The sequence below is a fragment of the Mycobacterium sp. E3251 genome (assembly GCF_001666835.1).
Taxonomy (GTDB): Bacteria; Actinomycetota; Actinomycetes; order Mycobacteriales; family Mycobacteriaceae; genus Mycobacterium.
Map to the genome: position 1 here is coordinate 59,912 of NZ_LZJF01000161.1, position 14,138 is coordinate 74,049.

The window sequence follows — 14,138 nt, forward strand, 5'->3', positions numbered from 1 at the left end:
ATCGTGATCCCCCTCCCGCGTCCGCGGTTGTTGGCCGGCGCCATGCTGATCGGCGCCGCGGTCGGGCTGCTGGCGGGGGTGGGATTCGCCGGCACCGTCCACGGGAGCATCCGCCCGGCCTTCGCCCTCGCGTTCGTGGTCGGGATTCCCAGCGCTGCGGGGCTGCTGACGGTCCTCTTCTCCGGACGCCGGTGGGTGACGATGCTGGGCGCCTTCGTCATGGCGGTGGCGCCCGGCTGGTTCGGTGTGCTCGTCGCCCTGCAGGTGACCAACCATGGCTGACGACGACACCCCGTCGAGCCCGGGCACCCAGTCATGGGTGCCCGACTTCTCCGATTCCGACGAGGACACCGGGACCCAGTCGTGGAAGCCGGACTTCTCCGACGACACCGACGACACCGGCGAGCAGGCCGCCGCCAAGGACGGGCCGCAGACGCATGAGCCCGCCGCGACCGAACAGGGCGCCGACGCCGAATCCGCTGTCGCGCCGGTGCAACCCGTCACCGTTCCCGGGCGTTACCTCTACCTGAAGTGGTGGAAGCTGCTGCTGGTGATCCTCGGCGTGTGGTGCCTGGCGGCGGTCGTCGGGTTCGGCCTGTTCTATTGGTGGTATCACTCGACCGACCAAACCGCGGCGCTGTTCACCATCCTGGTGTACGTGGTGGCGTGCGCCGTCGGTGGCGTGCTGCTCGCGATGGTCGAGGGCAGGCCGCTGGTCTCGGCGCTGTCGCTGGCGGTGATGTCGGGGCCGTTCGCCTCGCTGACCGCCGCGGCGCCCCTGCACGGCTATTACCACTGCGCGCGGGTGGGCCACTGCCTCCTCGGCCTCATTCCGTATTAACGCCTCACCCGGGCGGCCACTAGGGTAGTGGCCGTGACCCATTTTGACGTCGTCGTCCTCGGGGCCGGTCCCGGCGGATATGTCGCAGCCATTCGCGCCGCACAGCTCGGCCTGAACACCGCAGTCGTCGAGCCGAAGTACTGGGGCGGTGTCTGCCTCAACGTCGGCTGCATCCCGTCCAAGGCGCTGCTCCGCAACGCCGAGCTGGTCCACATCTTCACCAAGGAAGCCAAGACTTTCGGGATGAACGGTGAGGCGACCTTCGATTACGGCGCCGCCTTCGACCGCAGCCGCAAGGTGGCCGAGGGCCGGGTCGCGGGCGTGCACTTCCTGATGAAGAAGAACAAGATCACCGAGATCAACGGGTACGGCAGATTCACCGACGCCAACACGTTGTCGGTGGACCTCAACGACGGCGGGACCGAGACCGTCACGTTCGACAACGCCATCATCGCCACCGGCAGCAGCACCCGGCTGGTGCCGGGGACGTCGCTGTCGGCCAACGTGGTCACCTACGAGGAACAGATCCTCTCCCGCGAGCTGCCCGAGTCGATCGTCATCGCCGGCGCCGGCGCGATCGGCATGGAGTTCGGCTACGTCATGAAGAACTACGGCGTCGACGTGACCATCGTGGAGTTCCTGCCGCGCGCGCTGCCCAACGAGGACGCCGATGTGTCCAAGGAGATCGAGAAGCAGTTCAAGAAGCTGGGCATCAAGATCCTCACCGGGACCAAGGTCGAGTCCATCTCGGACAACGGCTCCGAGGTCACCGTCGCCGTCAGCAAAGACGGCAACACGCAGGAACTCAAGGCCGCAAAAGTGTTGCAGGCCATCGGCTTTGCGCCCAACGTCGAGGGTTATGGCCTGGAGAAGGCCGGCGTCGCGCTGACCGACCGCAAGGCCATCGGCATCAACGAATACATGATCACCAGCGTGCCGCACATCTACGCCATCGGTGACGTCACCGGGAAGCTGATGCTGGCGCACGTCGCCGAGGCCATGGGTGTGGTGGCGGCCGAAACCATCGCCGGCGCAGAGACTTTGGCGCTGGGCGACTACCGGATGCTGCCGCGGGCGACGTTCTGCCAGCCGCAGGTGGCCAGCTTCGGGCTCACCGAGCAGCAGGCCCGCGACGAAGGCCACGACGTCGTGGTGGCGAAGTTCCCGTTCACCGCCAACGGCAAGGCGCACGGCCTGGGCGACCCCAGCGGGTTCGTCAAGTTGGTCGCCGACGCGAAGCATCTCGAGTTGCTGGGTGGACACCTGATCGGCCACGACGTGTCCGAGCTGCTGCCCGAGCTCACGCTGGCGCAGAAGTGGGACCTGACCGCCAACGAGCTGGCGCGCAACGTGCACACCCATCCGACCATGTCGGAGGCGCTGCAGGAGTGCTTCCACGGCTTGACCGGCCACATGATCAACTTCTGACCCGCATGCGCAGCGACGTCGTTCTGGGGGCCGTCGGCGGTCTCGCCGCGGGTTATCTCCTGTGGTTGCTGGCCTTTTCGATCGCCGACGACAACGCAGCGGTGGGGCAGTGGGCGCCGACGGTGTTGCTGCTGTCGCTCGCGCTCGCGGTCTGCGCCACTATGTGGGCGTCGTTGCTGCGCCGGCGCAGGAAATACGCGTGGTCGGGGTTCGGCTTCGGGCTGTCCGTGCCGCCGCTGGCGCTGACGCTGGCCGTGCTGGCCAGTGTGTACCTCTGACGGGCTCTAGCGCGGGTTGTCCAGCGGGATGTCCAGGGCCGCCATCGTCGCGGCCAGGCCGTCGTATTGGCTTGCCAGCAAGCAGAATTCGATCAGCTGACGGCGGTCCAGGTGCTCCGCGAGCTGCTGCCAGGTGGCGTCGGTGATGGTCCGGTCTTTGACGAACTCGTCGGTGGCCGTCAGCAGCGCCTGCTGCCGCACGGTCAGGCGCGCCTCGACCCGGTCCAGCCGTTCGGGCCACGCGAAGATGGCGGCCTGCAGGTCGGCGTCGAGCCCCTGCTTGGCGGCCATCCGGCGGTGGTGCTGCAGTTCGTATTCGCAGCCGCGCACATGCGCGACCCGCAGGATCACCAGTTCGGTGTCGATCGCAGGCAGCCGGCCCCGCAGCACGCGGCCGCTGTAGATGCTCCACGCCAAGAACAGCAGGCGGTGCTGGCCCAGCGTGGTGAACAGATGCATCTCGGGCGCCCGCACCGTCCGCGCGGCCAGCTTCGCGAGCACCCAGTTGACCGGGCCCAGTTCGCGGAAGCGCCCCGACGGGATGCGGCCATGCTGAGCGCCGGTCACGGTTGCTTCACCAGGTACGGGGAGACCGTGCTGCGGTGCTCGTCGAGATCCAGGGCGCGCCCCAGGGCCGGGAACGCCCGCTGCGGGCAGTTGTCGCGTTCGCAGACCCGGCATCCCGCGCCGATCGGTGTGGCCACTGTTCCTGAATCCCCCGAGACGTCGAGTCCTTCGGAGTAGACGAGCCGGTGCGCGTGGCGCAGCTCGCAGCCCAGCCCGATCGCGAAGGTTTTACCCGGCTGACCATACCGGGCGGCCCGACGCTCCACGGTCCGGGCCACCCACATGTAGTTGCGGCCATCGGGCATCTGGGCGATCTGGACCAGGATCTTGCCCGGATTGGCGAACGTTTCGTACACGTTCCACAGCGGGCAGGTGCCGCCGCTGGAGGAGAAGTGAAACCCGGTGGCGGACTGTCGTTTTGACATGTTGCCCGCGCGATCGACGCGGACGAACGAGAACGGAACGCCGCGCATCGACGGCCGCTGCAACGTCGAAAGCCGGTGCGCGATCGTCTCGTAGCTCACCGAGTAGAAGGAGGACAACCGCTCGACGTCGTAGCGGAAATTCTCCGAGACGTCGTGGAACTGGCGGTAGGGCAGCACCGCGGCCGCGGCGAAGTAGTTGGCCAGCCCCAGCCGGGCCAGCGTGTGCGACTCGTCGCTGGTGAACTTGCCCTCCTCTACCAGGGTGTCGATGAGGTCGCCGTACTCGAGGTAGGCCAATTCGGCGGCCATCTTGAACACCTGCTGGCCGAGCGAGAGGTGGTTGCTGATCTCCAGCGTCTTGGTCGTGGGGTCGTACCGGTGCAACACGGTGTCACCGAGATCGATCCGCCTGTTGATGTGCACGCCGTGCACCTCGGTCAGCCGGCGGTTCAGCTCGCGGGCGAGGTCGCCGTGGTGCATCCGCATCTGGATCGTGAGATCTTCGGCGGCGGTGTCCAGCTCGTGCAGATAGTTCTGGCGTTGGTAGAAGTAGTCGCGCACTTCCTCGTGCGGCATGGTGATCGAGCCGCTGCCGCTGCCGTCGGAGTACCGCTCCTCGGTCGCGGCGGCCAGCTGCGCGGTGGTGATCCGGTAGCGCCGGTGCAGGTTGACCACCGCGCGGGCCAGGGTCGGGTGGGCGCTGACCATCTCGGCCACCTCGGTCGGGTCGACGTCGATGTCCAGGTCGCGGTCCATGGTGACCTCGCGCAGCTCGGCGACCAGCCGGGTGTCGTCCTGGGAGGCGAAGAACGTCGCATCCACGCCGAACACCTCGGTGATCCGCAGCAGCACCGCCACCGTCAGGGGGCGCACGTCGTGCTCGATCTGGTTCAGGTAGCTCGGGGAGATCTCCAGCATCTGGGCCAGGGCGGCCTGGGAGAAGCCGCGCTCGTGGCGCAGCTGGCGGACCCGGGAGCCCACGAAGGTCTTGGACACTTTGCCCAGGATAGCGGGTTGCTAAGCCGAAGTTGGCAGGGTTTGCACGCGGGCGCGGACGCGTCGGGATTGGTTTTTGACACAGGGCGTTGGCATGATTCGCAACGGAGGCCTCAACGTGAGTGCCCACAAGGAGGAAACGGGGAGCGAAGCCGTGAGCCTGGACAAAGAACTGATGCCGGTTCCCGACGGCCACCCCGATGTGTTCGACCGTGAATGGCCGCTGCGGGTGGCCGACATCGACCGCACGGGCCGCCTGCGGCTGGACGCGGCGTGCCGGCACATCCAGGACATCGGCCAGGATCAGCTGCGCGAGATGGGTTTCGAGGAGACCCACCCGCTGTGGATCGTCCGCCGCACGATGCTCGACCTGATCCGTCCGATCGAGTTTCAGGACATGCTGCGCTGCCGCCGGTGGTGTTCGGGCACGTCGAACCGGTGGTGTGAGATGCGGGTTCGCGTCGACAGTCGCAAGGGCGGCCTGATCGAGTCCGAGGCCTTCTGGATCAACATCAACCGGGAGACCCAGATGCCGTCGCGCATCTCCGACGACTTCCTCGCCGGGCTGCACAAAACCACGTCGGTCGACCGGCTGCGGTGGAAGGGCTACCTCAAGCCGGGCAGCCGCGACGACGCGGTCGAGATTCACGAGTTTCCCGTCCGGGTGACCGACATCGACCTGTTCGACCACATGAACAACTCGGTGTACTGGAGCGTGATCGAGGACTACCTGGCGTCGCACCTGGCTTTGATGGCGCGGCCCCTGCGCGTCACGATCGAGCACGAGGCGCCGGTGGCGCTGGGCGACAAGCTGGAGATCATCTCGCACATCCATCCGGCCGGATCGACCGACCAATTCGGTCCCGGGCTCGTCGATCGGCCTGTTACAACGCTCACATACGCGGTCGGCGACGAGACGAAAGCGGTCGCCGCGCTCTTCAACCGCTAACCGGACAAGCGTCCCGGTAAATTACGGGCTGACCTGCGGATTCTTGTTACCGGCCGGTAGTTTCTGAAACGGTTCAGTTTCCGTTCATCTTCGCAAAATTTGCTAATCCGGGCGCGGTCGTTGCCGAAATTGGCAAATGAAACGGCTGGACCTGCGTCAATAGCTGTGCCATCTTCGAGTTAGCACACCAGCGAAGTTGAGCCTCTAGCTACCGCCGGTGAAGCGTTCACCAACCCAGTAGTAGTGAAGATTCGTTAAGGAGCATGCCCAATGTCTGTCGTTGGCACCCCCAAGAGCCCGGAACAGATCCAGAAGGACTGGGACACCAACCCGCGTTGGAAGGGTGTCACCCGCACCTACAGCGCCGAGGACGTCGTCGCCCTGCAGGGCACCGTGGTCGAGGAGCACACGCTGGCTCGCCGCGGCGCCGAGGTGTTGTGGGAGCAGCTGCACGACCTGGAGTGGATCAACGCGCTCGGCGCCCTGACCGGCAACATGGCCGTCCAGCAGGTCCGCGCCGGCCTGAAGGCGATCTACCTGTCGGGTTGGCAGGTCGCCGGTGACGCCAACCTGTCCGGCCACACCTACCCCGACCAGAGCCTGTACCCGGCCAACTCGGTGCCGCAGGTGGTGCGCCGCATCAACAACGCGCTGCTTCGCGCCGACGAGATCGCCCGGGTCGAGGGCGACACCTCGGTGGAGAACTGGCTGGCCCCGATCGTGGCCGACGGCGAGGCCGGCTTCGGCGGTGCGCTGAACGTCTACGAGCTGCAGAAGGCGATGATCGCGGCGGGCGTCGCGGGCTCGCACTGGGAGGACCAGCTCGCCTCGGAGAAGAAGTGCGGTCACCTCGGCGGCAAGGTGCTCATCCCGACCCAGCAGCACATCCGGACGCTGACCTCGGCGCGCCTGGCGGCCGACGTCTGCGACGTGCCGACCGTCGTCATCGCCCGGACCGATGCCGAGGCGGCGACCCTGATCACGTCCGACGTCGACGAGCGTGACCAGCCGTTCATCACCGGTGAGCGGACCAAGGAGGGCTTCTACCGGGTGAAGAACGGCCTGGAGCCCTGCATCGCCCGGGCCAAGGCCTACGCGCCGTACTCCGACCTGATCTGGATGGAGACCGGCACGCCGGACCTCGACCTGGCCGCCAAGTTCGCCGAGGGCGTCAAGTCCGAGTTCCCCGACCAGATGCTGGCCTACAACTGCTCGCCGTCGTTCAACTGGAAGAAGCACCTGGACGACTCCACCATCGCGAAGTTCCAAAAGGAGCTTGCCGCAATGGGATTCAAGTTCCAGTTCATCACGCTGGCCGGCTTCCACGCGCTGAACTACTCGATGTTCGATCTGGCCTACGGCTACGCCCGCAACCAGATGACCGCGTACGTGGAGCTGCAGGAGCGCGAGTTCGCCGCCGAGGAGCGCGGTTACACCGCGACCAAGCACCAGCGCGAGGTCGGTGCCGGTTACTTCGACCGCATCGCCACCACGGTTGACCCCACCTCGTCGACCACCGCGCTGACCGGCTCCACCGAAGAGGGTCAGTTTCACTGAGGACGAGCGGAGCGGATTCGCACGGCTGCGATCCAGATTGTGCGAATCTGCCCCTGTTCACCGTGAAGTAGCATTGGCCCCGCCCAGCGATCCTGGGCGGGGCCTATTGCGGTGCAAGACGATACGACACCGAAAGAGATGACAGTGAGCGACGCAGCGATTCAACGGGTAGGGGTTGTCGGGGCCGGCCAGATGGGATCCGGCATCGCCGAAGTGTCGGTCCGCGCCGGTGTCGACGTGATGGTGTTCGAGACCACCGAGGCCCTGATCACGGCCGGACGCAACCGCATCGTCAAGTCGCTGGAGCGCGGCGTGAGCGCGGGCAAGGTCACCGAGCGGGAGCGCGACCGCGCGCTGAGCAAGCTCACCTTCACCACCGATCTGAAGGACCTCGCCGACCGCCAGCTGGTCATCGAGGCGATCGTCGAGGACGAGGCCGTCAAGGCGGACATCTTCGCCGAACTCGACCGCGCCATCAGCGATCCCGACGCGGTGCTGGCATCCAACACGTCCAGCATCCCGATCATGAAGATCGCCGCGGCCACCAAGAACCCGCAGCGGGTGCTGGGCCTGCACTTCTTCAACCCCGTGCCGGTTCTGCCGCTGGTCGAGCTGGTCAGCACGCTGGTCACCGACGAAGCCGCCGCCGCGCGCACCGAGGAGTTCGCGAGCGCGGTCCTCGGCAAGCAGGTGGTGCGCTGCTCCGACCGGTCCGGCTTTGTCGTGAACGCGCTGCTGGTTCCCTACCTGTTGTCGGCAATTCGGATGGTGGAGGCCGGTTTTGCCACCATCGAGGACGTCGACAAAGCGGTCGTCGCCGGGCTGTCGCACCCGATGGGCCCGCTGCGGCTGTCCGACTTGGTGGGGCTGGACACCCTGAAACTGATCGCGGACAAGATGTTCGAGGAATTCAAGGAACCGCAGTACGGCCCGCCGCCGCTGTTGCTGCGCATGGTGGAGGCGGGCCGGCTCGGCAAGAAGACCGGCCGGGGCTTCTACACGTACTGACGGCTCAGCCCGGCTACTTCTTCTTCTCCAGGGTGAACTGGTCGACGTCGGTGTAGCCCTGGCGGAACAGCTTCGCGCAGCCGGTCAGGTACTTCATGTACCGGTCGTAGACCTCTCGGGACTGGATGGCGATGGCCTCCTCGCGATTGGCCGCCAGCGCGGCCGCCCAGGTCTCCAGGGTCCTCGCGTAGTGCAGCTGCAGCGAGTGGACCCGGGTCAGTTCGAAGCCGGCGGTGACCGCGTACTCTCCGACGGTCTGCGGGGTCGGCAGCCAGCCCCCCGGGAAGATCTCGGTCAGGATGAACTGTGAGAAGTGAACGATCTCGTGGGTCAGTGTCATGCCCCGTGCCCGGGCATCCTTGAAGGACGGGCGAACGATGGTGTGCAGCAACATCACTCCGTCGGAGGGCAGCGCCTGATAGGCCATCTTGAAGAAGCGGCCGTAGCGCTGCCGGCCGAAGTGCTCGAAGGCGCCGATGGAGACGATGCGGTCGACGGGCTCGTGGAACTTCTCCCACCCCTCCAGCAGCACCCGCCGGCTGCGCGGGGTGTCGAGCTCGTCGAACATCGCCTGCACGTGCTTGGCCTGGTTCTCCGACAACGTCAGGCCCACGACGTTGACGTCGTACTTCTCGATCGCCCGCCGCATGGTGGCGCCCCAGCCGCAGCCGATGTCCAGCAACGTCATCCCCGGCTCGAGGTTCAGCTTGCCCAGCGCCAGGTCGATCTTGGCGAGCTGCGCCTCTTCCAGGGTCATGTCGTCGCGCTCGAAGTAGGCGCAGCTGTACGTCTGGGTGGGGTCCAGGAACAGCCGGAAAAAGTCATCGGACAGGTCGTAGTGGGCTTGCACGTTTCCAAAATGCGGCGTGAGCTGCACTGACATGTCGAGTAGAGCCTTTCGTTATGCGGAGCCAGGGGTGGCTGACCAGCCCGACGCACCCTCGCGTCACCCCCCATGCATCCCTGCATGCTAGTCGCTACGGCTGTGCGAGTCGTCTGGCCGAGCGCGTCATAAGCGTCACACGAGGCGAGTGGAATTGACAAAAGACGGTCCGCCGCGCGCTTCGGAAGGCGCCTAGAGCGGGGCCCGATCCTCAGCCCCGCGGGGCGGCACAATCGGCGAGGGGTGGGGCTCTTCGCGGAACTTGTCCAGCGAGCCGCCCACCTCGACGATGCCCTTCAGCGCATTCCAGCTCAGCATCGTCAGGTAGTCGATCAACTCGTCGCGGCTCATCCGCGGATCCGACATCCAGGAGTGGGTGGCCAGCTGAACGCCACCGACGATCAGGTAGGCCCATGGCTCCGCGCCACCGGTGTCCATCCCCGCCTGTTGCATCCGGCGGCGCATCAGCACCGCCAGCATGCGGGCGATGATCCGCTCGGAGTCGGCGATCACCTTGCTCTTGCTGGCCGAGCTGTTGGACATCACGAAGCGGTACGGCTCGGGTTCGTTCGCGACGGTTTCGACGTACACCCGGATGACCTCCCGGGTCAGGTCGAAGCCGTCGAGATTGGATGTCAGCGCCGACGCCATATTTGGAATCAGCGTGGTTTGGGTGAACCGCATCATGACGGCGGTCGTCAGATCGTTCTTGTCGACGAAGTAGCGGTACAACACCGTCTTGGAGACGCCGATCTCCGCGGCGATCTCGTCCATGCTCAACGTGCCGCCGCGCCGCCGGATCGCGTCGATCGTCCCGTCTACCAACTCGTTGCGGCGCTCCACCTTGTGCTGATGCCAGCGCCGCTTGCGGCCATCCGTCTTGGCCGTCGCAGCCAACATTTGCTCCGCCACTATCGCCTATTTCCCATTCACTAGACGCCCTCGATACTACGGTGTGCGGGCCTGTTCCGGACTTCGGCCGCGCCCCGCTACGGGCCTCCCGAACAGTGCAGTCACACCAATCGGCCGGGACAATGAATGATGGAGTGGTGGTACACAGAGCCTCGCCTCGAGGCGCAGCGCCGGGCCCGCGAGCGGCGGGGCCGGACTCGATGACCCCATTGACCGGAATCGCGCGGCCGCACGCATCGTTGGCCGAATCATTCGCCGGTGCCGATCCCCAGGCCGATGCGGAGCGCCGGGTGGCGCTGCGCCGGATGAAGGCGGTGGCGCTGGGCTTCCTGATCGGCGCCACCGGCCTGTTCCTCGCCTGCCGGTGGGCCCAGGCCCACGCCCACCTGGGTGCCTGGGTCGGCTATGTCGGTGCCGCCGCGGAGGCCGGAATGGTGGGCGCGCTGGCCGACTGGTTCGCGGTCACGGCGCTGTTCAGGCATCCGCTGGGCATCCCCATCCCGCACACCGCGATCATCAAGCGCAAGAAGGATCAACTCGGCGAGGGGCTGGGAACCTTCGTGCGGGAGAACTTCCTGTCGCCGCCGGTGGTGGAGACCAAGCTGCGGGACGCGGAGGTGCCCGGACGGCTCGGCAAGTGGCTGTCGGAGGCCGCCCACGCCCAACGTGTCGCCAGCGAGACGGCCACGGTGCTGCGGGTGCTGGTGGAGCTGCTGCGCGACGACGACGTCCAGCAGGTGATCGACCGGATGATCGTGCGCCGCATCGCCGAACCGCAGTGGGGGCCGCCGGTGGGGCGGGTGCTGGCGACGCTGCTCGCCGAGAACCGGCAGGAGGCGCTGATCCAGTTGCTGGCCGACCGGGCCTTCCAGTGGTCGCTGAACGCCGGCGAGGTGATCCAGCGGGTGGTCGAGCGGGATTCGCCGACGTGGTCGCCGCGCTTCATCGACCATCTGGTCGGCGACCGCATCCACCGCGAGCTGATGGACTTCACCGACAAGGTGCGCCGCAATCCCGACCACGAGCTGCGCCGGTCGGCGACGCGCTTTCTGTTCGAGTTCGCCGACGACCTGCAAAACGACGCGGACACCATCGCGCGCGCCGATGCGATCAAGGAGCAGCTGATGGCGCGCGACGAGATCGCCAACGCCGCCGCCACGGCCTGGAAGACGCTGAAACGCCTGGTGCTCGAAGGCGTGGACGACCCCTCCAGCACGCTGCGCACCCGCATCACCGACACCGTCGTACGCATCGGGGAATCGCTGCGCGACGACGCCGACCTGCGCGACAAGGTGGACAACTGGATCGTGCGGGCGGCCCAGCACCTCGTTTCGCAGTACGGCGTGGAGATCACCGCCATCATCACCGACACCATCGAGCGCTGGGACGCCGAGGAGGCCAGCCGGCGCATCGAGTTGCACGTGGGCCGTGATCTGCAGTTCATCCGGATCAACGGAACCGTGGTCGGTTCCCTGGCCGGTCTGGTGATCTACGCCGTCGCCCAACTACTTTTCTAGTAGTGCTAACAAGTGCTTGCAAAAGCAAGCACTTGTAGTAATCTGGTGGCCGTCAACATCGATCAGCCGACCAGGAGCACGCCATGACACCCGAGGAGAAGCTCTCCGCCAAGGTGTCCAACGCCGCCTCCGACATGGCCTCGGACATCGGTAGCTTCATCCGCAGCCAGCGTGAACTCGCGCAGGTCTCGGTGCGCCAACTCGCCGAAAAATCCGGGGTCAGCAATCCGTATCTGAGCCAGGTGGAGCGTGGATTGCGCAAGCCGTCCGCCGACGTGCTCAATCAAATTGCGAAGGCGCTGCGGGTCTCCGCCGAGGTTCTCTACGTGCGGGCCGGGATCCTCGAGCCCAGCGACAAAAGTCAGGTGCGCGACGCCATCATCACCGACACCGCGATTACCGAGCGCCAGAAGCAGGTTCTGCTCGACGTCTACGCATCGTTCACCCAACAAAACGAATCAACTGAATCAAGCGACGAGGAGTGTTCCACCGAACCCAACGGCGACGAGTGATCAACGGCCCTACCGGCCGTCGGGACTTCCACGTCACGCTAGCGGTTGGTGATGTATCAACCCCGACCGCACGGGTTACCCAGAGCGGAAATCCGGCGGCCGCCAGCGGAGAAGGAGACGCCCGCCTTAGCTTCCATACCCACACCCAAGAACGCCAATAACGGAAAACCATGAAAGGAATAACCATGGCGGACAATTCGAACATCGAAGATTTGCGGGCACCCCTGCTCGCGGCCCTTGGCGCGGCCGACCTGGCCCTGGCCACTGTCAATGACTTGATCGCCAGCCTGCGTGAGCGCGCTGAAGAGACCCGCGCCGACACCCGCACCCGGGTGGAGGAGAGCCGCGCACGGCTGACCCGGCTGCAGGAGGACCTGCCCGAGCAGCTCGACGAGCTGCGCGAGCGGTTCACCAGCGAGGAACTGCGCAAGGCCGCCGAGGGCTACCTGGACGCGGCGACCAACCGCTACAACGAGCTGGTCGAGCGGGGCGAGGCCGCCCTGCAGCGGCTGCGCAGCCAGACGGGCCTGGACGACGCCTCCGCGCGCGCCGAGGGCTACGTGGACCAGGCCGTCGAGCTGACCCAGGAGGCGCTGGGCACCGTGGCGTCGCAGACCCGCGCGGTCGGCGAGCGCGCGGCCAAGCTGGTCGGCATCGAGCTGCCCAAGAAGTCCGACGAGACGGCCAAGAAGGCTCAGAAGGCTGTCGCCAAGAAGGCGCCCGCCAAGAAGGCCCCGGCCAAGAAGGCGCCCGCCAAGAAGGCGTCCGCCAAGAAGGTCACCCAGAAGTAAGTCAAGACGCTCGACTCGGAGTTGTCCGTCGGGCAACTCTGAGTCGACGTTTGGGACGGCGCCCGCATACGCTTAAGGCGTGAGCCACCTCGTGGGTACCGTCATGTTGGTCTTGCAGATCGCCGTCTTGGTCACGGCGGTATACGCGTTCGTGCATGCAGCACTGCAGCGGCCCGACGCCTACACCGCCGCCGACAAGCTGACCAAGCCGGTGTGGCTGGTGATCCTCGGTCTGGCTGTCGCCCTGACATCCATCCTGAGTTTTGTCTTCGGGGTACTCGGGATGGCGATCGCCGCGTGCGCGGCGGGCGTGTATCTGGTCGACGTACGGCCGAAACTTCTTGAAATACAAGGTAAGTCGCGCTAGCGGATGAAGGCACGGCTGACGGCGCCCGCCGCGGTGCTTGTCGCGCTGTGGGGCTCAGCGGGCGCCGCAGCGGCGGACCCGGCCACGATGTCCCCGCCGTTCATCGACCACACCGAGTGGGCGCAGTGGCACGGCCTGAGCAGCCTTCGGGTCTTCCCGACACCATCGGGCCGGCTGGCCGCCAGGCAGTCCGGGAACGCGGCCCTCGCCGACGAGGCGTGGGCCGAAGTGCTGGCGCTGTCCCCGGACGCCGACACCGCCGGGATGCGTGCGCAGTTCGTCTGTCATTGGCAGTTCGCCGAGCTGGCCGAGCCCGGCAAGACCAGCTGGAACCTGGAACCGTGGCGCCCGGTCGTCGACGACACCGAGATGGTCGCCTCCGGCTGCAATCCGGGCGGACCCGAGGAAAGGTTCTAGTGGCGAGCAAACCCACCCGGGCGCAGCTGGCGGCCATGGTCGACCACACCCTGCTCAAACCCGAGGCCACCGAGGCGGACGTGGTCGCCCTGGTCGCGGAGGCCGCCGAATTGCGCGTCTACGCCGTGTGCGTCTCGCCGTCGATGGTTCCGGCCGCGGTGCGGGCCGAAGGCGGTGTCGCCGTGGCGAGCGTGGCGGGTTTTCCGTCGGGCAAGCACATTCCGGCGGTCAAGGCGCACGAGGCCGAACAGGCCGTGGCATCCGGCGCCACCGAGGTCGACATGGTCATCGACATCGGCGCCGCGCTGGCCGGAGACATCGAGGCGGTGCGGGCCGATATCGCGGCCGTGCGCGCCGCCATGAACACCGTCGACGCCGCCTCGGTGCTCAAGGTGATCGTGGAGTCCGCGGTGCTGTTGTCGGGGCCGGACGAGCGCACGCTGGTGCGGGTGTGTCGCGCGGCCGAGGACGCCGGCGCCAACTTCGTCAAGACCTCGACCGGGTTCCATCCCGCGGGCGGCGCGTCGGTGCGTGCCGTCACCGTGATGAGTCAGACCGTCGACGGCAGGTTGGGCGTCAAGGCAAGCGGGGGCATCCGCAGCGCCGCCGACGCGCTGGCGATGCTGGACGCCGGTGCCACCCGGCTCGGCCTGTCCGGCACGCGGGCGGTGCTCGACGGGCTCGACTGAG

At 66.7% G+C, this 14,138-nt stretch carries 17 protein-coding genes; 13 read left to right on the forward strand and 4 right to left on the reverse strand.

Going from position 1 to position 14,138, the window contains the following annotated elements; translation table 11 throughout:
• The first annotated feature begins 3 nt into the window (after positions 1 to 3).
• The 4 genes from A5697_RS19865 to A5697_RS19880 are packed head-to-tail and all read left to right on the forward strand — an operon-like array spanning position 4 to position 2,547.
• Positions 4 to 282, forward strand: coding sequence for a putative holin (locus A5697_RS19865; RefSeq protein WP_068122675.1), 279 nt, complete (start codon positions 4 to 6; stop codon positions 280 to 282).
• Positions 275 to 841 (forward strand): hypothetical protein, encoded by a 567-nt coding sequence (locus A5697_RS19870; RefSeq protein ID WP_068011767.1) that lies wholly within the window; start codon positions 275 to 277, stop codon positions 839 to 841. The genes A5697_RS19865 and A5697_RS19870 overlap by 8 nt, the downstream gene beginning before the upstream one ends.
• 33 nt (positions 842 to 874) lie before the next feature.
• Complete coding sequence (lpdA, locus tag A5697_RS19875; protein WP_068011813.1) at positions 875 to 2,269, forward strand: dihydrolipoyl dehydrogenase; 1,395 nt, start codon at positions 875 to 877, stop codon at positions 2,267 to 2,269.
• Between the two features lie 5 nt (positions 2,270 to 2,274).
• Positions 2,275 to 2,547 carry a hypothetical protein gene (locus tag A5697_RS19880; RefSeq protein ID WP_068011768.1) on the forward strand — a complete coding sequence of 91 codons (273 nt, stop codon included), beginning with the start codon at positions 2,275 to 2,277 and terminating at the stop codon, positions 2,545 to 2,547.
• 6 nt (positions 2,548 to 2,553) lie between these two features.
• Here the strand turns inward: A5697_RS19880 and A5697_RS19885 are convergent, their stop codons facing one another.
• Together A5697_RS19885 and ramB are read right to left on the reverse strand one after the other, a co-directional pair.
• Positions 2,554 to 3,114 carry a carboxymuconolactone decarboxylase family protein gene (locus tag A5697_RS19885; RefSeq protein ID WP_067949133.1) on the reverse strand — a complete coding sequence of 187 codons (561 nt, stop codon included), beginning with the start codon at positions 3,112 to 3,114 and terminating at the stop codon, positions 2,554 to 2,556.
• Positions 3,111 to 4,535, reverse strand: a complete 1,425-nt coding sequence (gene ramB, locus A5697_RS19890; protein ID WP_067949131.1) for an acetate metabolism transcriptional regulator RamB — start codon at positions 4,533 to 4,535, stop codon at positions 3,111 to 3,113. The genes A5697_RS19885 and ramB overlap by 4 nt, the downstream gene beginning before the upstream one ends.
• 154 nt (positions 4,536 to 4,689) lie before the next feature.
• Between ramB and A5697_RS19895 the strand changes: the two genes are divergently transcribed.
• The 3 genes from A5697_RS19895 to A5697_RS19905 all read left to right on the forward strand — a co-directional run bounded on the left by A5697_RS19895 (position 4,690) and on the right by A5697_RS19905 (position 8,049).
• Entirely contained in the window at positions 4,690 to 5,484 is a 795-nt protein-coding gene (locus A5697_RS19895) for an acyl-[acyl-carrier-protein] thioesterase (protein WP_068011814.1), read from the forward strand.
• Between the two features lie 270 nt (positions 5,485 to 5,754).
• A complete protein-coding gene (gene aceA / locus A5697_RS19900; protein WP_067949130.1) occupies positions 5,755 to 7,041 on the forward strand; it encodes an isocitrate lyase in 1,287 nt (428 codons plus the stop codon).
• A gap of 144 nt (positions 7,042 to 7,185) precedes the next feature.
• Positions 7,186 to 8,049, forward strand: a complete 864-nt coding sequence (locus A5697_RS19905; protein WP_156673379.1) for a 3-hydroxybutyryl-CoA dehydrogenase — start codon at positions 7,186 to 7,188, stop codon at positions 8,047 to 8,049.
• Between the two features lie 13 nt (positions 8,050 to 8,062).
• Here A5697_RS19905 and pcaA read toward each other — a convergent pair whose 3' ends face one another.
• Positions 8,063 to 8,932 (reverse strand): cyclopropane mycolic acid synthase PcaA, encoded by an 870-nt coding sequence (pcaA, locus tag A5697_RS19910; RefSeq protein ID WP_068011769.1) that lies wholly within the window; start codon positions 8,930 to 8,932, stop codon positions 8,063 to 8,065.
• A 192-nt stretch (positions 8,933 to 9,124) separates the two neighbouring features.
• Complete coding sequence (locus A5697_RS19915; protein WP_369806132.1) at positions 9,125 to 9,832, reverse strand: TetR/AcrR family transcriptional regulator; 708 nt, start codon at positions 9,830 to 9,832, stop codon at positions 9,125 to 9,127.
• A gap of 146 nt (positions 9,833 to 9,978) precedes the next feature.
• On the opposite strand from A5697_RS19915, the gene A5697_RS19920 reads away from it, so the two are divergent.
• The 6 genes from A5697_RS19920 to deoC all read left to right on the forward strand — a co-directional run bounded on the left by A5697_RS19920 (position 9,979) and on the right by deoC (position 14,137).
• Positions 9,979 to 11,361, forward strand: a complete 1,383-nt coding sequence (locus A5697_RS19920) for a DUF445 domain-containing protein (RefSeq protein WP_156673380.1) — start codon at positions 9,979 to 9,981, stop codon at positions 11,359 to 11,361.
• Between the two features lie 83 nt (positions 11,362 to 11,444).
• A complete protein-coding gene (locus tag A5697_RS19925; RefSeq protein WP_067949123.1) occupies positions 11,445 to 11,873 on the forward strand; it encodes a helix-turn-helix domain-containing protein in 429 nt (142 codons plus the stop codon).
• A 185-nt stretch (positions 11,874 to 12,058) separates the two neighbouring features.
• Positions 12,059 to 12,664 (forward strand): heparin-binding hemagglutinin HbhA, encoded by a 606-nt coding sequence (gene hbhA / locus A5697_RS19930; protein ID WP_066952171.1) that lies wholly within the window; start codon positions 12,059 to 12,061, stop codon positions 12,662 to 12,664.
• Positions 12,665 to 12,743: 79 nt separating this feature from the next.
• Positions 12,744 to 13,031 (forward strand): DUF2516 family protein, encoded by a 288-nt coding sequence (locus A5697_RS19935; protein ID WP_040621261.1) that lies wholly within the window; start codon positions 12,744 to 12,746, stop codon positions 13,029 to 13,031.
• 3 nt (positions 13,032 to 13,034) lie between these two features.
• Positions 13,035 to 13,448, forward strand: a complete 414-nt coding sequence (locus A5697_RS19940; RefSeq protein WP_067949121.1) for a DUF2599 domain-containing protein — start codon at positions 13,035 to 13,037, stop codon at positions 13,446 to 13,448.
• Positions 13,448 to 14,137, forward strand: a complete 690-nt coding sequence (deoC, locus tag A5697_RS19945; protein ID WP_082953507.1) for a deoxyribose-phosphate aldolase — start codon at positions 13,448 to 13,450, stop codon at positions 14,135 to 14,137. Before A5697_RS19940 ends, deoC begins: the two co-directional genes overlap by 1 nt.
• Position 14,138 lies beyond the last annotated feature (1 nt).

Excerpts from the sequence above, each read along its gene's own strand:
- aceA (WP_067949130.1), top strand. The coding sequence starts at position 5,755 with ATGTCTGTCGTTGGCACCCCCAAGAGCCCGGAACAGATCCAGAAGGAC.
- A5697_RS19925 (WP_067949123.1), top strand. The coding sequence starts at position 11,445 with ATGACACCCGAGGAGAAGCTCTCCGCCAAGGTGTCCAACGCCGCCTCC.
- A5697_RS19940 (WP_067949121.1), top strand. The coding sequence starts at position 13,035 with ATGAAGGCACGGCTGACGGCGCCCGCCGCGGTGCTTGTCGCGCTGTGG.
- A5697_RS19870 (WP_068011767.1), top strand. The coding sequence starts at position 275 with ATGGCTGACGACGACACCCCGTCGAGCCCGGGCACCCAGTCATGGGTG.
- A5697_RS19915 (WP_369806132.1), bottom strand. The coding sequence starts at position 9,832 with ATGTTGGCTGCGACGGCCAAGACGGATGGCCGCAAGCGGCGCTGGCAT.
- pcaA (WP_068011769.1), bottom strand. The coding sequence starts at position 8,932 with ATGTCAGTGCAGCTCACGCCGCATTTTGGAAACGTGCAAGCCCACTAC.
- hbhA (WP_066952171.1), top strand. The coding sequence starts at position 12,059 with ATGGCGGACAATTCGAACATCGAAGATTTGCGGGCACCCCTGCTCGCG.
- A5697_RS19880 (WP_068011768.1), top strand. The coding sequence starts at position 2,275 with ATGCGCAGCGACGTCGTTCTGGGGGCCGTCGGCGGTCTCGCCGCGGGT.